Below are 21,743 nucleotides of genomic sequence, written 5' to 3'. Positions count from 1 at the left end.
ATAGCTGTCTCAGACTTTTAACGCACCTTCCTTTATATAATATATAGAATTATGAGAGAAAAACTGACTGTTATTAAAGTTGGTGGCAAAATAGTAGAAGAAGAAGCCACACTCAACCAATTATTAAATGATTTTGCAGCTATTGAAGGGCACAAAGTCCTTGTTCATGGAGGAGGGAGATCGGCTACAAAGATTGCAACCCAACTCGGCATTGAAAGTAAAATGGTGAATGGGCGTCGCATAACTGACGCCGAAACACTCAAAGTGGTAACAATGGTCTATGGAGGACTGGTCAATAAGAATATTGTAGCGGGCCTGCAAGCTCGTGGGGTGAATGCTTTAGGGCTGACCGGGGCGGATATGAATGTGATTCGCTCGGCCAAACGTCCGGTGAAAGAAGTTGATTATGGCTTTGTAGGTGATGTGAAGAAGGTAGACGCTTCCTTGTTGTCTGACCTTATATATAAAGGTGTAGTTCCGGTTATGGCTCCGCTGACTCATGATGGCGAAGGGAATATGCTTAACACGAATGCCGATACGATTGCCGGGGAAACAGCAAAGGCGCTTGCCCGGTTTTTTGATGTGACTCTTGTCTTTTGCTTTGAGAAGAAGGGGGTATTGCGCGACGAAAATGATGACGACAGTGTTATTCCGCAGATTACACCTGCTGAGTTTGATCAATATGTGGCTGATGGTATTATTCAAGGTGGCATGATTCCAAAGCTTGAAAATTCTTTTGAAGCAATTAATGCAGGTGTCTCAGAAGTGATAATCACCTTAGCATCAGCTATTAATGGAGATAGCGGTACACGTATTAAAAAATAATTCAAAAAAAATACGATTGTACCTGTAACTTTTTATATTCTCACCCGTCATTCTTATAGAGATGCAAGAAATCAGTTTCCGAAACGACATACTTCCTTTGAAAGATAAACTCTTTCGATTGGCGCTTAGAATAACCCTGGATAGGGCAGAAGCAGAGGATGTAGTTCAGGACACCATGATACGAGTCTGGAATAAACGTGATGAGTGGAAGCAGTTTGAGTCTATTGAAGCTTATTGCCTGATCGTTGCAAAAAATCTGGCAATAGATAGGAGTCAAAAGAAAGAAGCTCAGAACGTAGAACTTACCTCGGATATGGCTGAAGAGGTTGATCTTTCTGGTCCTTATGAACAGTTGGTAAATGATGAGCGGATGAAGATTATTCATCGGTTGATTAATGAGCTTCCTGAGAAACAGCGGCTTATAATGCAGCTCCGGGATATAGAGGGCGAAAGTTATAAGGATATTGCAAAAGTCCTGCATCTGACGGAGGAACAGGTTAAAGTGAACCTCTTCAGGGCAAGACAAAAAGTGAAACAACAGTATATTGAGATTGAAGAATATGGACTATAAGTATATAGAACAGCTTTTGGAGCGATATTGGCAATGTGAAACTTCTTTAGAAGAGGAGTTGGAATTGCGTACTTTCTTCTCACAGGAAAAGGTACCTGCTCATTTGTTTCAATATAGAGATCTGTTTGTTTATCAGCAGATTCAGCAGGAGGTTGGGCTGAGTGAAGACTTTGACGTGCGTATTCTTGCTCAGGTAGAAACGCCTGTAGTGAAGGCAAGACGCCTGACATTGGTAGGAAGATTTATGCCTTTGTTCAAAGCTGCTGCAGTTGTTGCTGTAATGTTTTCATTGGGCGGTATAGCACAACATACCATTTTTGCCGATGAGGCTTTGGACTATAATTATGATGCTTACACAGATACATATGATGATCCGGAAGTAGCTTACAAACAAGTATCTTCTGCTTTAATGATATTGTCTGAGGGAATCAATAAATCACAAGACCAGCATTTGGCCGACAGTGTGCGGGCAGGTGTAGTCGATATGATAAAGAAATAATGAAGAGCGTTCTTTTAATGTGCTGGATGGCATTGCTGTCTGTAGCTGTATCAGCTCAGGACTTTGCTTCTCGTTTTCTGACAGAACATAAAGGAGATTCAAATCTTACTTGTGTTACTATCAGTCCGAAAATGATGGAGGAAATAATGAAAAGTGATGCTGAAAAAGATGATGAAATTCTGGAGATAATATCTAATCTGAAGAGTATGCAAATGCTTACTGCCAAGGTAAAAGGGCAAAAGTATTATGATGAAGCTCTGAAAGTGGTAGAAAAGAATTCCGGAAGATTTGAACCGTTTCTTTCTTTCAAAGACGGTGCCGAAAATTGTCAGATTATGGTACGAAAGAAGAATGATACGATTATTGAATTGGTGATGTTAATGCATGGGAAAAATAATTTTTCCGTGATTAATTTTACAGGTAATATGAGTGCAGAGTTTATCTCAAAATTGGCTGCTTCAATGAAGCCCAAACACTCTTGATAAAAAAGACATTTTCATTTGCTTTAAACATATAATATAGTTAGTGTGCTTAATTAAAACAACTTGAGGCTGTGAAGTTTCAATTCTCTCAAATTTTTATAAATAAAACTAACTAAATAGATGGGCTACCGCGTGATGCAGTAGCCCTTTTATTATGCTTATCTGTCATCGGGGGATAAACAAAGAAAAAGGAAATTGCCTCACGGAAACTTCCTTTTTTGTATCTCTGTTAGAGATAAAGTTATATGTAAGAGAGAATTTTAATAATCTATCTGATGTCTGGCATTGAGAAAACCTTTATGCTTCCGAAACATCTTTGAGTTGAAGTAACAAGCTACAGATGTTTTTGTTTCTGCAATTCTTGTTATTCTATACTTTTTATGCTTCCCACACCTTTTTTACTGAATGTCTTTTGCACAGGCGAACCCTTATAGTGGATACTTCCTACGCCTCTTACTGCGGCGTCCAATGATTCGGCAGCATTGCAGGATATATTTCCTACTCCATGGGAAGAAGCTTTCACATGAATGGCTTCCAGATTGATGGCTTCTACATCGCCCACACCTTTTGAATAGAGATTGGCATTTTCTACTTTACCTTTCAGGTTTACATTTCCTACTCCCATAGAGCTCACTGTCAGATTTTGACAACTAAGATCTTCTATGTCTATATTACCCACTCCTTTGCTCTCTATGTCGAGTGTGTTGGTTATGAGTCTATCTTTGATGCTGATATTTCCTACACCTTTAAAATTAATGCGGTCCAGATCGGGGGAACTGATTGTGATTTTAAGGTTTTTGGTATCTCTTATTTTATTCTGTTTGTCCATTGTAAGTATCAATGTATTGCCTTTTGCCGAAACCTGTATCAGATTAACAAAATTATCCGGTCCGGATATCTGGAGAGAACTTTTTCCGTCTGTGGCCTGTGTGTAGTAAATGTTACTCACTGTATTGGCATCTATTGCAGTGAAGTTTTTAATCTCATAATCTCTGGTAATAGATTTCTTACTTGGTTTTAATCTTCCTGATTTATCGGCTACGAAGGTACAACTGGTCAGTAAGCAGGCTAAGAGTGTAGCTAATAGTACTGTTAAATTTGTTTTCATTTTTTTCTTTTTTCTGGGTTTCTGTATATTAGACGTAGTTTATCCTGGTAAAGTTGCATCTTATCTTGATTTTTTTCGTATTAATATCTGATGAAATGTCGATTAATACGGGTTGACGCAGATTAAAAGGCTATTATTCTTTTTTATACCTGTATTTACCTTTTTACGGATATTTGCGTTTCAATAATTAACCATCATTTACCCTGATTTTACTATATTGTATTTGTTCTTCCGGTGGATTATTTGTTTATTTGCAGATGTATGAAAGGAATGGATAGGATAATTGAAGATAATGAGTTAGGCACTTTGATCATACGTGTCAATACGCGTGCAAGGAGCCTTGTATTTCGTACAAAGAGCGATGCAATTTATGTAAGTGTACCTCCTGGAACTACCTCTGCTGATGTTACGAACGCTATAGATCAGCTGCGTGTAAAGTTACGTGGGCTTAAGGAGAAAGTGGTTCGTCCATTGATAGATCTTAATTATCATATTGATACGGAATATTTTAAATTATCACTTGTTAGTGGGCAGCGTGATAAGTTTCTGGCTCATTCGGAATTGGGTGAAATGCGTATTATTTGTCCACCTTCTGCTGACTTTGCAGATGAGAACCTGCAAGTGTGGTTACGTAAGGTTATCGAAGAAGCTCTCAGAAGAAATGCAAAGATCATCCTGCCTCCACGGCTTTATATGCTGTCAGAACAATATAAATTGCCTTATAAAAGTGTGAAGATTAACTCCAGTCGTGGCCGATGGGGGAGTTGTTCGGCCCGGAAAGCTATCAACCTGTCTTATTTTCTGGTTCTGTTGCCTAAGCATTTAATTGACTATGTATTGCTTCATGAACTCAGTCATACGCGTGAAATGAACCATGGAGATCGTTTTTGGGCATTGCTAAACTCTATGACTGGCGGCAAAGCTTTTGAATTGCGTGAGGAACTGAAGAAGTATAAAACAGAAATTTGAAATCCTCTTTATATACTTGTATTACACTTTATTAAAAAGTACGTACTTTATAAGTATAAAGTATGCATTTTAACGCCTTGTTAAATAGGTAATTAACACGCTGTTAAATACGTACTTTTATAATTCAGAGAATCTATGTTTAGCGTGCCAATTGTTTTATTCCGTGTGTATCCTTCTCAAATCGATAGTTGCCTCCCTTTTCACTCAAGTCAAAAACCGATACTTGTTCCGTAATATTATCTACAATCATCAACGCGCTTTCTTCTGCAAAACGTCCTATTTCTACTGTGACAGGTTCTTCTGATATCTGTTTGTTCATTATCAGGCTATCATTAATAAAGAGTGAAAGCGAATCACCCACAAATCCCTTTGTCAGATTAACAGTGTATGTTTCGATAAAGTGACGGTCTGTTTCTTTGTTGCGTTGTAGTCTCATACTCATATAAACAAAGACTACTACGATAAAGATGACTGCAAATGCCAGAATACCATTACCTATCATAAATTGTTTATTAGTGTTCAGACGGTGTGCCATGATAATACTTTTAAAGTTTCGGGGTAAAGATACTGATTTTATTTGTGATAGCCTATAAGGGTGTCTAAATAATGTCAATTTATGGCGAATGGTCATCACTATATTATCATGCTCTTTTATTCGTCTCTATAATGTATATATAGGTGTGAAGAAATCTATCTAATGTAATCATGAATTTGTAATGGAAATATTGGGCATCGGTATTTCTTTTCGGATATTTATTTGGAATCAGGTGTTTTTGAAGAAATGCGAATTCTACTGTTCTATATCCATATTTATTGTATTCGCTACAGATGAAACTGCATAGTGTGTAATTCTGTTTTTTCAGATCATATCTTTCGTGTTGTAGAACATATTCTTTTTTCTTGTTGATTTTAAATAAATTACTTTACTTTGTCGCAGGATGGTTCAGCATAGTTATGTGTTCCATTCTTACTACCTTTTAATTTTAATTGTATGGAAATCATTTTCGGACAACAAACTACTAAAGTGAAACAATTGGCTGACCTTATCAGCCAGGATATTTCGATAGGCAAGTATAAGGCTGAAGACGCATTGCCTTCCATTAACCAGCTAAGTCAATATTATAAAGTGTCACGTGACACGGTCTTTAAGGCTTTTCTCGATTTGAAAGAAAGAGGTATTATTGATTCTACACCAGGTAAAGGTTATTATGTAGTAAACAGGCAGAGAAGTATTTTATTGTTGCTTGATGAATATTCTCCTTTCAAAGATACGCTTTATAATAGTTTTATTAAACATCTATCGGTTCGTTATAAGGTCGATTTGTGGTTTCATCAATATAATGAACGTTTATTTAATGCTATTTTGCGCGAGTCTCTCGGGCGTTACAACAAATATGTTGTGATGAACTTCGATAATGAAAAGTTTTCTTCTGATCTTTATAAAATAAATCCTTCTAAACTTTTACTACTCGATTTCGGTAAGTTTGATAAAAAAGACTACTCTTATATATGTCAGGACTTTGACGATGCCTTTTATCAGGCATTATTACAGCTTGTTGATAGATTGCGACAGTACAGAAAGTTGATTCTGCTATTCGTAAAAGGAACCAAACATCCTCAAAGCACTTGCATTAGCTTCCGTAAATTTTGTACAGATCACCAGTTTGAGTGTGAAGTGGTAGACAATATGGATGAGATAAAGATTAGTAAAGGAGAAGTATATATCGCTATCAGACAGTTGGATGTGGTTAGCCTTATCAAACAAAGCCGTATAAATGGACTTGCATGTGGCGAAGATTTCGGCTTGTTGGCTTACAACGAAACACCGGCTTATGAAGTCATTGATAAAGGCATCACTACGTTGAGTATTGATTGGGAAAAGATGGGAACTTTAGCAGCTGATTTCATTCTTTCGGGTAAGCAGATACATACTTATCTTCCCACTGAAGTGCGATTGAGAGGATCTTTATGATCCTTTTTTATCTCCTTGCTTCGGCACAGTTCAGCATAGTTTTTTGAAATGTTTTATTTATTAAATATAGAATATGAAAAAGTATCCGAAAATTGGGATTCGTCCCACGATTGATGGTCGCCAGGGTGGCGTACGTGAAAGCCTTGAAGAAAAGACGATGAATCTGGCTAAAGCTGTAGCCGAATTAATTTCTACGAATCTGAAAAATGGTGATGGTACTCCCGTGGAGTGTGTAATTGCCGATGGTACGATTGGACGTGTTGCTGAGAGTGCAGCGTGTGCAGAGAAGTTTGAGCGTGAAGGAGTAGGGGCTACTATCACTGTCACTTCTTGCTGGTGCTATGGTGCCGAAACAATGGATATGAATCCTTACTATCCGAAAGCTGTGTGGGGATTTAATGGAACCGAACGTCCGGGAGCTGTCTATTTAGCTGCTGTATTGGCCGGGCATGCTCAGAAGGGATTACCTGCTTTTGGCATTTATGGACGTGATGTACAGGATTTAAACGACAACTCTATTCCTGCTGATGTAGCGGAAAAAATTCTTCGTTTTGCCCGTGCTGCACAGGCTGTAGCCACCATGCGAGGCAAATCTTATCTTTCTATGGGTAGTGTTTCCATGGGTATTGCCGGTTCTATTGTTAATCCGGATTTTTTCCAGGAATATTTAGGCATGCGTAATGAATCTGTTGACTTGACTGAAATAATCCGTCGTATGACTGAAGGTATTTATGATAAGGAGGAGTTCGTGAAAGCAATGGCATGGACTGAAAAATATTGCAAGAAAAATGAAGGAAAAGATATCAATATCCCTGAAAAGACGAAAACCCGTGAACAGAAGGATGAAGATTGGGAATTTATTGTGAAGATGACCATTATAATGCGTGATCTGATGCAAGGAAACCCGAAATTGCGTGAGATGGGATTCAAAGAGGAAGCTTTGGGGCATAATGCTATCGCTGCCGGTTTTCAGGGACAACGTCAGTGGACTGATTTTTATCCCAACGGAGACTATTCAGAAGCCTTATTAAATACATCCTTTGACTGGAATGGGATTCGTGAAGCCTATGTGGTGGCAACGGAAAACGATGCCTGCAATGGAGTCGCTATGCTCTTCGGACATTTATTGACCAACCGTGCGCAAATCTTCTCAGATGTACGTACTTATTGGAGCCCGGAGGCAGTGAAACGTGTGACAGGAAAGGAACTTACCGGCCGTGCTGCCAATGGTATTATTCATTTAATAAATTCCGGTGCTACTACATTGGATGGTACGGGGCAACAAACCAATGAACAGGGTGAACCGGTAATGAAACCTTACTGGGATATTACAGAAGCAGAAGTAGAAAAGTGTCTGGAGGCTACCACCTGGTATCCTGCCAACCGTGACTATTTCCGTGGAGGTGGTTTTTCATCTAATTTCCTTTCAAAAGGTGGTATGCCTGTCACTATGATGCGTCTGAATCTGGTGAAAGGGCTTGGCCCGGTTCTGCAGATTGCAGAAGGATGGACCGTTGAGATTGATCCGGAAATTCATAAATTGCTGGACGAACGTACGGATCGTACCTGGCCTACTACCTGGTTTGTACCCCGTCTTTGTGACAAACCGGCTTTCAGAGATGTATATTCTGTCATGAACAACTGGGGAGCTAACCATGGCGCTATTAGTTACGGACATATCGGCCAGGATTTGATAACCATGGCTTCCATGCTTCGTATCCCTGTTTGTATGCACAATGTAGAAGATGATAAGATTTTCCGTCCTGCAGCATGGAATGCATTTGGTATGGATAAAGAGGGGGCAGACTACAGAGCTTGTACTGTTTATGGCCCTGTCTATAAATAATGCGAATCAGCAGTTGAAATATTTAATTAAGATACAGTACTTAAAAAAACAGCAAATAAGTATTATGATAACAAATGAACAAATAGAGCAGTTTATGGCTCAGGCACATCGTGTAGGCGATGCAAATCTTACAATCTGTAGTAGTGGAAATATCTCATGGCGTATCGGTGATGAAGTATTGATTACCGGTACAGGATCATGGGTACCCTCTTTACCAAAGGAAAAAGTTTCAATTTGTCGCCTTTCCACCGGTGAAGTTTTGAATGGCGTAAAACCTTCTATGGAGAGTGGCTTTCATTTTGGTGTTCTTCGTGAACGTCCGGATGTGAATGTGGTACTTCATTTTCAGTCACATTATGCAACTGCTGTGGCTTGTATGAAGAACCGTCCCACCAATTTTAATGTAACAGCTGAAATACCCTGTCACGTAGGCAGCGAAATTCCGGTGGTTCCTTATTATCGTCCTGGTTCGAAAGAACTGGCCCAAGGAGTGATTGACGGGATGAAGGACCATAATTCGGTGTTATTACTGAAACATGGGCAAGTAGTGTGTGGTAAAGATTTTGATGAGGCTTTTGAACGTGCTATGTTTTTTGAGATGGCATGTCGTATTATTATCCAGTCGGGTGGTGATTATACTGTATTGACTCCGGAAGAAATAGATGACCTTGAAACGTATGTTTTAGGAAAAAAGACAAAATGATGTTAGATACTTATTTAGCTATAGATTTTGGTGCCGGAAGTGGCCGGGTTATGGCTGGATTTGTCAGTGCGGGAATGGTAGATTTAGAGGAAATCTACCGTTTCCCCAACCGGCAGGTAAAATTGGGTAATCATCTTTACTGGGACTTTCCGGCACTGTTTGCGGATATGAAACAAGGCATAAGTAAAGCGATCCGCAGGGGCTATCATATAAAGGGTATTGGAATTGATACGTGGGGAGTCGACTTTGGGTTAATAGACAAGAAAGGTAATTTGTTGGGCAACCCTGTTTGTTATCGTGATTCCCGGACAAATGGACTTCCTGAAGAATTCTTTGCGGGTACGGATGTTTCACAACATTATGCCGAAGCAGGTATCCAGGTGATGGCGATCAATACGCTCTTCCAGCTTTACAGTTTGAAGAAAGAGGAAGATGCTACTCTTGAGATAGCCGACCGCCTGTTGTTTATGCCGGATCTTTTCAGCTATTTCCTGACTGGAACGGCAAACAATGAATATAGTATCGCGTCTACTTCCGAACTGTTGGATGCGCGTAGCCGGACGTGGAACTGGCCATTAATCCATCAGTTGGGCTTACCCGGTCATCTTTTCGGAGAGATTGTTATGCCTGGTACAGTGCGTGGACAGTTGAAACAAGATGTTGCCGCAGAACTTGGTTTGGATTATGAGGTAGATGTGATAGCCGTAGGTTCGCATGATACGGCAAGTGCTGTGTTTACTGTTGGTTTGGGGACAGGGTGCTCTGTGTTTGCCGATACGGATGCTGTACTTGAAAGCGTTGCTCCTGCTACAAGCCTTCGTCATGCATTTTTGAGTTCCGGAACCTGGTCATTACTGGGAATTGAGCTCGATGAACCTATATTGACCGAAGAAGCCCGGCTGTCTGGCTTTACCAATGAGGGTGGAGTAGGAGGCAAGATTCGTTTCCTGCAGAACATTACGGGTTTGTGGATTTTACAACGGTTGATAGCCCAATGGGGCGAAAACCAAAAGGAGACTGAATACGATGCTTTAATCTCTGCTGCTGAACTGGCAGAAATCACCTCTGTGATTGATGTCGATGATCCGGCTTTTGCCTGCCCGGCGGATATGGAAATTGCCATAGCCGACTATTGCCGTACTCATGAACTGCAGGTACCTTCTACACAAGGTGAATATGTGCGTTGTGTACTAAAGTCACTGGCACAACGTTATAAAAGAGGGATCGAACAATTAAACCGTTTGTTGCCCGCTCCGGTAGAGGCACTGCACATTATTGGAGGCGGTTGCCGGAATAAGCTGTTGAACCGGTTGACAGAAGAAGCGCTGGGTATTCCAGTGTATGCAGGTCCGGTAGAAGCTACTGCCATTGGTAACATTCTGGTGCAAGCTTTAGCCAAAGGAGAGATTGCAGACCGTAGAGAAATAACAGGAATAATTTAAAAGTGAATAGATTTATGGAAACATCTATAAAGAGTTATCGGACACAGGAATATCATCAGCCTGTAAAACGCTATTGTCAGACACTTGATTTGAGAAATGATCCTGAATTGATAGCTGAGTATCGTCGTCGGCATAGCCGTGAAAATATCTGGCCGGAAGTGATGGCAGGTATTCGCGAGGTTGGAATCCTTGAAATGGAAATTTATATTCTCGGTACACGTCTCTTTATGATTGTAGAGACCCCGTTGGAGTTTGATTGGGATACTGCTATGTCTCGCCTTGCCACCCTGTCGCGTCAACAGGAATGGGAAGATTATATGTCCATATTCCAGTTGACAAAACCCGGAGCTACTTCAGCGCAGAAATGGCAACCTATGGAGCGCATGTTTTATTTATATGAATCAGAATAATTTCTAATAACCTTTTTACCATTATGAACAACACTTCCAAAAAAACGATTTTAAGTAAAGATGGTGTAAGCTATCTCATCCCTTTTATTCTTGTCACCAGTTGTTTTGCACTCTGGGGATTTGCCAATGATATCACCAATCCTATGGTGAAAGCGTTCTCCAAAATATTCCGAATGAGTGTAACCGATGGTGCGTTGGTACAGGTTGCTTTTTATGGTGGTTATTTCGCTATGGCCTTTCCGGCGGCGATGTTTATTCGTAAGTACTCTTATAAAGCGGGTATTCTGCTTGGGTTGGGGTTGTATGCATTGGGTGCGTTACTTTTCTTCCCGGCAATGATGACCGGATGTTATTATCCTTTTTTAATCGCTTACTTTATTTTGACGTGTGGGTTGTCCTTTCTTGAAACGAGTGCCAATCCTTATATCTTGTCAATGGGAACGGAAGAGACAGCTACCCGCAGGCTTAATCTGGCTCAATCCTTCAATCCGATGGGATCATTGTTAGGTATGTATGTGGCCATGAATTTTATTCAGAATCGTCTCAATCCGATGGGGACAGCAGAACGCAGTCAGCTTTCTCCTACGGAGTTCGAAGCGGTGCGTGATTCGGATCTGGCAGTACTTATAGCTCCTTATCTCGTGATTGGAGTCATTATTCTCATTATGTTGTTACTGATTCGTATGGTGAAGATGCCCAAAAGTTGTGATCATTCTCATTCGATTGATTTTTTACCAACGCTGAAACGCATCTTCTCTATTCGACATTACCGGGAAGGAGTTATTGCACAGTTTTTCTATGTAGGTGCACAGATTATGTGCTGGACATTCATTATTCAATATGGTACCCGTCTGTTTGTCTCCCAGGGGATGAGTGAGCAAGCGGCCGAGGTTTTATCTCAACAGTATAATATTGTTGCGATGGTCATTTTTTGTGTGAGCCGCTTTGTTTGTACGTTTATTTTGCGTTATCTCAATCCCGGGCTTTTACTGAAAATACTTGCAATTGCTGCCTGTTGTTTTACAGTAGGAGTTATTTATTTTCAGAATATTAGTGGAATGTATTGTCTGGTAGGTGTCTCAGCTTGTATGTCGTTGATGTTCCCTACCATTTATGGTATTGCCCTTCAGGGGCTGGGTGATGATGCCAAGTTTGGTGCTGCCGGATTGATTATGGCTATTCTGGGTGGTTCTGTTTTACCTCCGGTTCAGGCAAGCATTATTGACCAATCGGTTTTGTTTGGTATGCCGGCAGTGAATTTGTCGTTTATACTTCCATTTATTTGTTTTGTAGTGGTAACTATATATGGACACCGGTCTTATAAAAGGATGAAGAAGGTGCGTAGTAAATAACCAGTTTGTCTTTTTATTAATGAGAGAGTTGGGCGTGATTCTTATTTATCGTATTTTTGCGCAATAAAGAATCTAATTCGTCTCTGATATGAAAAACATAAAGCATCAGAATATAAGTAGGATTACCTTATTTCTTATTTCACTATTTTGGGTTACTAAGCTTATTGCGCAAGACATATCGTTCAATTATTTATCTACTGAGAATGGACTTTCACAGTTTACAGCCTACTGTTTATATAAAGATGAACTTGGTAGGATATGGATAGGAACACGTGACGGGTTGAACGTCTACAATGGCAATCGGATACAAAGTTACAAGCCGGAACGGGAGAACAGTCATTCTATTTTAGGAAAAGATGTCCGGAAGATTTGTGGTGATGATAAAGGACATCTATATATACAGACAATTGAGGGGATATGCTCTTTTGATATGCGTACTGAAACATTTGAAACGATTCAGAGGGGTGCGGGTTACTCAATTACTTATAGTGCTGATACATTACTGATAGGTGGTAACAATTTTGTCTATTATTACGATGTCGCAAGCCGTCAGGTGGAGCCTTATTGCTCTTTAGAAGGAAACATACAGATCTCTTCCATACTGAAAGACAGTAGGGGGCGATTGTGGCTCGGTACCCGGGGAGAAGGGCTATATTGTTTGGAGAGAGGACAGGCGAGTCAGAAATGTGTTTTGCCCCGGTGTAATGTCTTTAATCTCTATCAGGATTTGTCCGGTGATGTTTGGGTATGTACCTGGGAGGACGGACTTTTTCATATCTCTGATGATGAAATCGTACATTATACAGATGGAGGAGCAGACAAAACACACTGTATTTCTTCTAACTCAGTGCGGGATTGCTGTGAAGATAATCAGGGAAATTTGTGGATCGCAACTTTCAATGGGTTAGATAAGTTTGATAAGAAGAAAAACGAATTTGTCTATTATACTTCTACGGATATACCGGGAAGTTTGAGTAATGCTTCTGTTTATTGCATTATTAAAGATCACCAGGGAACTCTCTGGGTAGGCACTTATTTCGGTGGGGTGAACTATTTTAATCCCGAATATGAAATTTATACCCATTATCGTCCCGGATTGCACGAGAACGAGGGACTTAGTTTTCCGGTGATCGGTTGTTTTGCAGAAGACAAGAGAGGAAACTTGTGGATTGCTACCGAAGGGGGTGGACTGGATTTTTATGATCGTACCAACAAGCGTTTCAAATGGTATAAACATAGGGAGGGTAGCGGTTCTCTTTCGCATAATAACATTAAAGCTTTGTACTATGACGAGAAACGGGAAGCGCTTTGGATCGGAACCCATCAGGAGGGAGTTAATAAACTGGATTTAAAAACAGACAAGATTACCACTTATAAGCTTCCTGATATAGAAGGAAAACAAGCATCCAATGTGATACTGGACATTATTCCCTATAAAGATGATTTGTTGCTGGCTTCTTATGATGGCGTCTTTCAATTCAATCCTGAGACGGGAAACTCCACTTTGTTGTTAAATCTATTTTCACATTATCTGAAAATAGATTCGGAGGGATTATTGTGGATTGGGGTAGAAGGGCATGGCGTATATGCTTACCATTTTGATACGAAGGAGCTGGTGAATTACAGATATGATCCGGAGAAGACAAATTGTTTAAGCGATAATATGATAACCTGTATTGCCGAAGATCGTCATCGCAATCTGTGGTTCTCGACGATTAGTTCCGGCATTGACGTTTATTACCGGGAGACAGGTAAGTTTGAGAATTTCAATTCTAAGAAAAACGGCTTGGGTAGTGATTGTATTTATGCTGTAACAGAGTCTTTAAACGGCAAATTGTTGCTGACCACTAACCAGGGATTCACCCTTTTTGATTATTACACGAAGCTATTTTATAATTATGATAATGAGAATGGCTTTCCTTTCACTACGTTGAATGAGAACTCATTATATCAATGTAAAGATGGTGAAATATTTTTGGGAGGTATTAAAGGAATGGTTTCATTCTATGAAAAAAGTCTCAATATTCCTCCTAAACCTTATGATATCTTTCCGGTAGGACTTTGGGTGAATGGCGAAGAGGTGGGTATCAATGACAAGACAGGCATTCTGAAATCTTCTTTTTATGACACCTCTGCTATTACGCTGAAAAGTGATCATTCGGTTTTAAATCTGGAATTTGCTGTTTCCAATTATATTGCTGCCAATCAGCATGAGTTTGTGTACCGGTTAGAGGGATTCTCCAATGGGTGGACAAAGATATACAAGCAACGTACTATTACTTATACCAATCTGTCGCCGGGTGACTATACCCTGATTGTAAAACCGGCAGGAATTAATAATGTGTATCAACCGGAATATCGTCTTAACATAACCGTTCTTCCTCCGTTTTACAAAACAATCTGGGCCTATCTTATCTATGCTGTCACTACGATTAGCCTTCTTTATTATATAGTGAGGACCTATCATGGAAGAATAAAATTGCAAGAATCTCTTAAATACGAGAAACAGCGCATTCGGGATGTAGAGGAACTGAACCAATCTAAACTCCGTTTCTTTACTAATATTTCTCATGAGTTCCGTACTCCGTTGACGGTTATTGTGGGGCAGATTGAAATGTTACTGCAGGTACAGTCGTTTCCACCGGCTATTTACAATAAACTTCTGAATGTTTATAAGAACGGGCTCCAGTTACGGGGATTGATCAGTGAATTACTTGATTTTCGCAAGCAGGAGCAAGGACATATGAAGATAAAGGTGAGCAGGCATAATCTGGTTGACTTCTTATATGAAAACTATCTGCTTTATATCGAATATGCATCTACCCGGCATATCAAATTCTATTTCAATAAAGATCAGGATCAGTTGGAGGTTTGGTATGACTCGCGTCAGATGCAGAAAGTTATTAATAATTTGCTGTCAAATGCTTTTAAATATACTCCTGAGAAAGGAAGTATCTCCATTAACATCAGTAAGAGAGGAGAAGAAGCTATTATTGAAGTGCAGGACAGTGGTAAAGGAATCAAGCCGGAAGAAGCAGGGAAGATTTTTGAACGCTTCTATCAAACCAGCAATGATCCGGAGAATACTCAGGGAACAGGTATTGGGCTGGCCTTGAGTAAAGGTATTGTGGAGTTACATAAGGGGCGGATTGAGGTTAGCAGCAATCAGACCAGTGGGACAACGTTTACTATTGCGTTAAAGTTAGGAAATGCCCATTTCACCGCAGAACAGATAGAGACAGAGGAGCCGAAAGAAGAGGAGGCGGCGGTCGTTGTCGAATCGAAATTCATGGTTGAGCAGCAGGTGCTGGACGATACGGTGAAGGAACGTATCAAAGGAGCGAAGGTGCTGATTGTGGAGGACAATGACTCTTTAAGAGAAATGTTGGCGGGTCTGTTTGAACCTTATTATGAGATAATAACCGCTGCGGATGGAGAAGAGGGATTGAAAGAGGCTCGTGATAGGATGCCTGATCTTATTATTAGCGATGTGGTTATGCCTAAAATGACCGGTATTGAACTCTGCAAGCAGATAAAGCAGGATTTCGAAACGTGTCATATTCCGGTTGTTTTATTGACGGCCCGTACTGCGATAGAGCATACCATTGAAGGCTTGCGTATTGGTGCGGACGATTATATCACGAAACCTTTTAATGTGAACCTGCTTATTTCCAGATGTAATAATCTGGTGAACAGTCGTATCGTATTGCAGGAGAAGTTTAGTAAACAGCCACAGACCCGTGTTCAGATGTTAGCAACCAATCCGATGGATAAAGATCTGTTAGACCGTACCGTTGCCATTATTGAAAAGAATATGGATAATGCAGAGTTTAGTCTGAATGACGTGATTCGTGAGTTGTGTATCTCTCGCACCAACTTCTTCTCTAAAATGAAAGCTATTACCGGACAAACTCCGAACGATTTCATTTTGACAATTCGTTTGAAAAAAGCCGCTTATCTTCTGAAGAATGAATTGTTCTTGTCTATAGCTGAGGTGGCAGACCGGACAGGTTTTAGCTCTCCCCGTTACTTCAGCCGTTGCTTTAAGGAAGTATATGGCATCAGCCCATTATTCTATCGCACGGGTAATAAGGACGAGGATGTGGAAGAAACGGAAGAGGAAACTGGCGGGTAAAGAGGCGCTCATCATCGTATAAGTTTTTGGTGTATGATATATGCCCAATTCTGTATCAGTCGTTTTTTATGTACGTGATATTCTCTTCACCTCTTATATTGGATTTATTCGGCAAATACGTAATAGTCAAAAAAGTAATTACAGATATTTTTCAAAAGAAATTTTTGGGTAGAATATACTTCGTTGATATTATACAATCATCTGATTTATAACAGATAATAGCCTCTTGTTTAATGTTTTGCAAAAGTGTACACTTATTCATGTGTTAATTGTACATTTTTGCTATGCAAAGATGTACATTTTTGTAGTGCAAAAGTGTACACTCTTACAAGACAGGAGGCGGTTGTTAAAGAATAATGTTAATTGTGTTAATACAATAGCAGGGGCAGGTTTAATACGAAATTTATTAGATTGATGTGCACTATGCGTACAATCAGGTGCACATTGCGTACAGAATAATTCCTGCATGTTGTATATTGGTGAATTGTACTTGATGTGCCTCCTTTAAGTACGCAATATGCATCCCTCTCTTTCATATTTATTCCACTTTTGTTGCATCAAAAACCGATGTAAAACTTATCAATTTTAAAATTTATAGTATGAAAAAGACATTATTCTCTGCAATGTGTGCTTTGGTTCTCTGCTCAGGCATGAGTGCGAAAGTAATCTACGTAACTACTGATGGTAATGACAACAATGCCGGGACTTCCTGGGAGACGGCAGTGAAAGATTTGAATGTGGCAATAAGCAAAGCCGATAAAGGTGATGATATTTATATTGCTGCAGGCACCTACGTCTTTAATACATCTATTATGATGAAAAATGGAGTAAGTTTTTATGGTGGATTTGCCAAAGGAGAAACTTCTGTCGATGCACGCCAACGACCCAATCCTCAAGCTGAACCCTGGAACTTTACAAATGAAACGATTTTTACCGGTGAGAATGAAAACCGTTTGATGGAGCGGGAGGATAAAAGTTCTCTTTGGGATATGCTGTATGTGGATGGAATTACTTTTAATAATTATAAGGTAACTAAGGACTGGCGTTTTTTATATTTTAGAAATTCTGTTACTTTCCAGAATAACAAAGTGATTAATTGCGCAGCTAATGCTACCCTTGTTTATGGTGAAGAGAATTTCATAGTGCGTGATTGTTATTTTGCCAATAACAGCAATTTGGGTGATTTGACGAAGACTAATTCAGTGATTTATTTTTGTGGTTATGCAGTAGGCAGTTTGCCAAATCGTATGGAGAACTGTGTCTTTGAGGCTAACAAAATGCAATCTTTTGGACTTTATAATTATAATGGTGGACCACAGAATCAATCAGATGAAGTGCTGATTACCAAGTGTCTTTTTAAAGATAATACAGATAAATGTATTGGAATTGCTTATGACTGGTCAGAAGGTACGATGGCGATAACCGACTGTCTGTTTGAAGGAAATGCCACAACTGTTTCTGGTACTGTGCTTTCCGGAAAGTCAAATGTACAGGCAAGTTTTACTAACAACATTGTTCGTAATAATCAAAATACAACAGAAAGTGGAGACGAATGGAGAAGTGCTATTATTACAACGGTCTCCAATATGGTTCTTGCTAATAATCTGATAGTGAATAATACAAGTAACCGCTTACTGATGGATATTCAGGGAGGTACTCAGTTGAATAATACCATTGCCAATAATAAAGGTACTTTGTATATTGATGGTGCCGGTAGTCCTTTCTGGTATAATAATATTGTAGTAAACAATGAAGCAAGTAGAGAAAAAACTGTGGAGGTTGCAGCTAATAACGAACTGTGTTGGATAGAATACAGTGCTTTTGATACAGAGATTGATTTTGGAGAAGCAACGAATAGTAATAATGTTGTAGATGTTACTCCATTTGTAAATCCTGCTTCTTTCAAAGGGGTTGCTGTGGATGCAACTCAGAAAGAGGAATCTGCAAAGGCTGATTATTCTTTGAAGGAGGCTTCATTAGCTATAAACTCCGGTACTACTGAATTTGACTATAATTGTGAACTGGAAGATACCTGGGTTGAAAAATTCATGAAGAAAGATATTGCAGGAAATGATCGTATTGTAAATGGTAAAATAAATATGGGAGCTTACCAGGGTTCGGCACTGACCGGCATTTATCCGAACAAAGCAGATAACGGTTCCTCAGTGGTGGCTTATGGGAATCAGTTGGTAGTAACCTCTGATGAAAATTCGGTTGTAGAGGTTTACTCTATTGTAGGTGAAATGGTTCTTAGTGTGCCGGTTGCCGCTGGTGATAACACTATAAACATGTCCGGAAATGGTTTCTATCTGGTGAAAGTCAGCAATGTAAACGGTTCGAAGACATTTAAAGTTCTGGTGAAATAACTTTAGAAATAAAATAGTATGAAAAAAAGTAATTTGGCGACAAAAAGGTTGTGGAGCCTGTTTGTAGTTTGCTGCCTGATGACACAAATAGTATGGGCACAGGTAGGGACTATAACTGGTAAGGTTATTGATAAAGCCGGGGAGGGCGTGATTGGAGCATCTGTTCTGGTGGTAGGTACGACAATGGGTACCATTACGGATGTGGATGGAAACTTTAAGTTGGACAACGTACGGAGGGATGCAACTTTGAAAATTTCCTTTGTCGGTTATCAGACATTAGAGGTCAAAGTAGCAGGAAAGAAAAGTCTGACAATAACGTTGCAGGACGATACGCAAGCTCTGGATGAAGTAGTGGTAGTAGGTTATGGTGTACAGCGTAAGTCGGATTTAACGGGGGCAGTTGCTTCTGTTAAAGCAGACGATATTCTGAAAAATACGCCGACTAATAATATTGAGAATGCACTTCAGGGACGCATGGCGGGGGTTAGTATTGTTTCCGCTTCGGGTGACCCTACCCAGGGAGCTACGATCCGTGTACGCGGAGCCAACTCCATCAAGGCAGATGGTGGGCCGCTGGTAGTAGTCGATGGTTTTATCGGAGGTACATTGAGTATGTTGAATCCGGGAGATATAGAGTCCGTCGAGGTCCTGAAAGATGCTTCTGCTACGGCTGTTTATGGTTCGCGCGGGGCGAATGGAGTTATCTTGATTACTACTAAAAAAGGAAAATCCGGAAAAGTAAATGTGAATTATAACGGATATGTCAATTTTAAAAAGCCGTATACTCTTCCTGATATTTTGTCTCCCGGACAAATGGCCGATTTGGCTAATGATTACGGAAGAGAAATTAACCGGAATTCAGGTCTGGATCCTCAGGTTTTCTATGATGCAGATGCTGTTAAAGGTTTCTATAATGGAGGTGGATATGACTATCTGGACGCTATTTTCCGGGATGTGGCGTTGGAGCATACACATGAATTGTCGGTGACCGGAGGAAATGAAAAAACTCAATTTGTATTTTCCGGGCGTTATAATTATAACGAAGGTACGATTGAAGAATCGCAACGTAAGTTGATCAATGCCCGCTTGAAGGTGGATACAGAACTTCTTCCATGGTTAAAAGCAGGTGTGAATTTTAATGGCAGTTACTCTAAAGATTCCGGGGTGAACTTTAGCGGATGGCAGAATACCTTGGTAGATGCGTTGAATTTCCCGAATACTGTTTTACCGAAAGATGAAGATGGAGCTTATCATCACAAAGATATACAGGGAGGTCGTAAATTCAACCCGATGGCTCATATCAATGAGGTAGATAAAGACGGTTATTATTATAGTTCTACAATACAGGGGTATGTAGATGTTACGATCTTGAAAGGACTAACGCTACGGACTACTCAGAATTTCTGGTTTGGGAATACCAGTGCATTGAATACCAATACGAAAGGGAGCCTGAGTGGGTGGAACAGCGGATATAACTCTGCTGCTTTTACCAGTACCCAAAATTATTCCTGGACGAACCAGAATATTCTATCCTATGTGAAAGAGTTTAATAAAAACCATCGTATTAATGCTACAGCCGTTATTGAGCAACAGTATAGTAATAATATGAACAATAAGAGTGAAGGTCGTGAGTTGATTTCCGAAGAAATAGGCGCCAATAATACCTCTTTGGCTAAAAAAGTATATGGTTCTTCCGGACATACCCGGTCTTTCATGCTTTCTTATATGGCAAGAGTAAATTATGTTCTTATGAACCGGTATATGCTGACTGCCTCCTGGCGTTATGACGGTTCTTCCAATCTTTCGTCAGAGAAGAGATGGGAACAATTCCCTTCCATGGCTTTGGCATGGAATATGAAGGAAGAATCATTTTTGCGTGATGTTGATTTCCTGAGTCAATTAAAACTCCGTGCCGGCTATGGTGAAACAGGAAACCAGGCTGTAGCCGCATATTCTGCCTGGACAGAGTTGGAGGCAACCCGTGATGCAAATGATAATTTGACTCTTACAACCAAGCGGATCGGAACGAAAGGTCTGCGGTGGGAACGTACAAAACAGTGGAATGCGGGTATTGACTTCGGAGTATTCAATAATCGCCTGACATTTACGGTAGATGTGTATGATAAACTGACCAAAGATGCTTTGCTGGATGTGACTGCACCGTTATATACTGGTTTCAAGACCCGTTTGAAGAATGCAGCCGAAATACGTAATAAAGGTTTTGAGGTTACTATCGGAGCCGATCCTGTAGCTACCAGAGATTTCAGGTGGAATACGAATATCACTTTATCACACAATAAAGGAGTTATTGAAAGCCTGGACGGAGATTTGGAATATGCTATTATTAGCGGTGGATATCAGAACGACTATTTCCGTAATATAAAGGGCGAAAAACTTGGAACGATGTGGGGATATGTAAGTGACGGTGTTTGGAAAACAAGTGAACTGGCTGATGCTCCACAGGGAACAGAAGCGGGATCTTATCGGTACAAGAATCTGGATGGTAGCGAAGATAAGCAGATAACGGTGGAAGACCAGACTATTATCGGTAATGGGCAACCCTCTTTTCAGTGGGGATGGAATAATACGTTTACCTATAAGAATTTTGACTTAAGCCTGTTTGTCATTGGGGTACACGGTTTTGATATTTATAATTATACGCGTGCGGCTCGTTTGGGAGTAGGGGATAGTCCGTTGGAGTTAGGTCCTAATCCGGAATGGCTGAATCGTTGGACACCGGAGAATGAGAATTCGGATATTGCCGGTTTTATATCAAAACGTAATTCAAAGAAATCTGTATCTCAATACGTGGAAAAAGGTGATTTTGTGAAAGTAAAGAGTATCACATTGGGATATAATTTACCGGAAACGGTATTGAAACGCATGAGAATCAGTACATTGAGGATATATGCTTCTATCCAGAATCCATTCCTGTTTACCGGTTATTCCGGTATCGATCCGGAGGTTACATTGAAAAGTCCACTGACCTCGGGGATCGACTACGGATATTATCCTAACGGACGTAATTATCTGATTGGGTTGAATTTTGGGTTTTAATAATAA

16 protein-coding genes are annotated in these 21,743 nt (G+C 40.0%); 14 read left to right on the top strand and 2 right to left on the bottom strand.

What is annotated here, in order from left to right; genetic code table 11:
- The first annotated feature begins 51 nt into the window (after nt 1-51).
- From argB to HCG69_RS14975, 4 genes are all read left to right on the top strand, one after another.
- The gene (argB, locus tag HCG69_RS14990) at nt 52-825 is read left to right on the top strand and encodes an acetylglutamate kinase (protein WP_221650703.1); all 774 of its coding nucleotides are present in this window, start codon (nt 52-54) and stop codon (nt 823-825) included.
- Nucleotides 826-886: 61 nt separating this feature from the next.
- On the top strand, nt 887-1,396 hold the full coding sequence (locus HCG69_RS14985) for an RNA polymerase sigma factor (RefSeq protein WP_195350650.1): 510 nt from the start codon (nt 887-889) through the stop codon (nt 1,394-1,396).
- Nucleotides 1,386-1,895: a hypothetical protein gene (locus HCG69_RS14980; protein ID WP_221650702.1), complete on the top strand. Its 510-nt coding sequence runs from the start codon at nt 1,386-1,388 to the stop codon at nt 1,893-1,895. The genes HCG69_RS14985 and HCG69_RS14980 overlap by 11 nt, the downstream gene beginning before the upstream one ends.
- Nucleotides 1,895-2,377 (top strand): DUF4252 domain-containing protein, encoded by a 483-nt coding sequence (locus HCG69_RS14975; protein ID WP_221650701.1) that lies wholly within the window; start codon nt 1,895-1,897, stop codon nt 2,375-2,377. Before HCG69_RS14980 ends, HCG69_RS14975 begins: the two co-directional genes overlap by 1 nt.
- A 364-nt stretch (nt 2,378-2,741) precedes the next feature.
- On the opposite strand, the gene HCG69_RS14970 is transcribed toward HCG69_RS14975, so the two are convergent.
- Nucleotides 2,742-3,485, bottom strand: coding sequence for a head GIN domain-containing protein (locus HCG69_RS14970; protein ID WP_221650700.1), 744 nt, complete (start codon nt 3,483-3,485; stop codon nt 2,742-2,744).
- Between the two features lie 270 nt (nt 3,486-3,755).
- Between HCG69_RS14970 and HCG69_RS14965 the strand changes: the two genes are divergently transcribed.
- On the top strand, nt 3,756-4,454 hold the full coding sequence (locus HCG69_RS14965; protein WP_221650699.1) for a SprT family zinc-dependent metalloprotease: 699 nt from the start codon (nt 3,756-3,758) through the stop codon (nt 4,452-4,454).
- Nucleotides 4,455-4,593: 139 nt separating this feature from the next.
- Here HCG69_RS14965 and HCG69_RS14960 read toward each other — a convergent pair whose 3' ends face one another.
- Entirely contained in the window at nt 4,594-4,989 is a 396-nt protein-coding gene (locus HCG69_RS14960; RefSeq protein WP_221650698.1) for a hypothetical protein, read from the bottom strand.
- Between the two features lie 456 nt (nt 4,990-5,445).
- On the opposite strand from HCG69_RS14960, the gene HCG69_RS14955 reads away from it, so the two are divergent.
- From HCG69_RS14955 to HCG69_RS14915, 9 genes are all read left to right on the top strand, one after another.
- Entirely contained in the window at nt 5,446-6,426 is a 981-nt protein-coding gene (locus HCG69_RS14955; protein ID WP_221650697.1) for a GntR family transcriptional regulator, read from the top strand.
- Between the two features lie 73 nt (nt 6,427-6,499).
- Entirely contained in the window at nt 6,500-8,272 is a 1,773-nt protein-coding gene (gene fucI / locus HCG69_RS14950; protein WP_221650696.1) for an L-fucose isomerase, read from the top strand.
- Between the two features lie 64 nt (nt 8,273-8,336).
- Nucleotides 8,337-8,975 carry a class II aldolase/adducin family protein gene (locus tag HCG69_RS14945; RefSeq protein WP_002558716.1) on the top strand — a complete coding sequence of 213 codons (639 nt, stop codon included), beginning with the start codon at nt 8,337-8,339 and terminating at the stop codon, nt 8,973-8,975.
- Complete coding sequence (locus HCG69_RS14940) at nt 8,975-10,417, top strand: rhamnulokinase family protein (protein WP_221650715.1); 1,443 nt, start codon at nt 8,975-8,977, stop codon at nt 10,415-10,417. Before HCG69_RS14945 ends, HCG69_RS14940 begins: the two co-directional genes overlap by 1 nt.
- Nucleotides 10,418-10,431: 14 nt before the next feature.
- Nucleotides 10,432-10,827, top strand: a complete 396-nt coding sequence (locus HCG69_RS14935) for an L-rhamnose mutarotase (protein ID WP_221650695.1) — start codon at nt 10,432-10,434, stop codon at nt 10,825-10,827.
- Between the two features lie 23 nt (nt 10,828-10,850).
- Nucleotides 10,851-12,179 (top strand): L-fucose:H+ symporter permease, encoded by a 1,329-nt coding sequence (fucP, locus tag HCG69_RS14930; RefSeq protein ID WP_221650694.1) that lies wholly within the window; start codon nt 10,851-10,853, stop codon nt 12,177-12,179.
- Between the two features lie 88 nt (nt 12,180-12,267).
- Nucleotides 12,268-16,314, top strand: a complete 4,047-nt coding sequence (locus HCG69_RS14925) for a two-component regulator propeller domain-containing protein (RefSeq protein WP_221650693.1) — start codon at nt 12,268-12,270, stop codon at nt 16,312-16,314.
- Between the two features lie 599 nt (nt 16,315-16,913).
- Nucleotides 16,914-18,680, top strand: coding sequence for a right-handed parallel beta-helix repeat-containing protein (locus tag HCG69_RS14920; RefSeq protein ID WP_221650692.1), 1,767 nt, complete (start codon nt 16,914-16,916; stop codon nt 18,678-18,680).
- A gap of 18 nt (nt 18,681-18,698) precedes the next feature.
- A complete protein-coding gene (locus tag HCG69_RS14915; RefSeq protein ID WP_221650691.1) occupies nt 18,699-21,737 on the top strand; it encodes a TonB-dependent receptor in 3,039 nt (1,012 codons plus the stop codon).
- The last annotated feature ends 6 nt before the right edge of the window (nt 21,738-21,743 follow it).

Source organism: Bacteroides sp. K03 (genome assembly GCF_019734355.1).
In the GTDB taxonomy this organism is placed as follows: domain Bacteria; phylum Bacteroidota; class Bacteroidia; order Bacteroidales; family Bacteroidaceae; genus Bacteroides; species Bacteroides nordii.
This window is presented reverse-complemented; position numbering and strand designations above follow the sequence as displayed.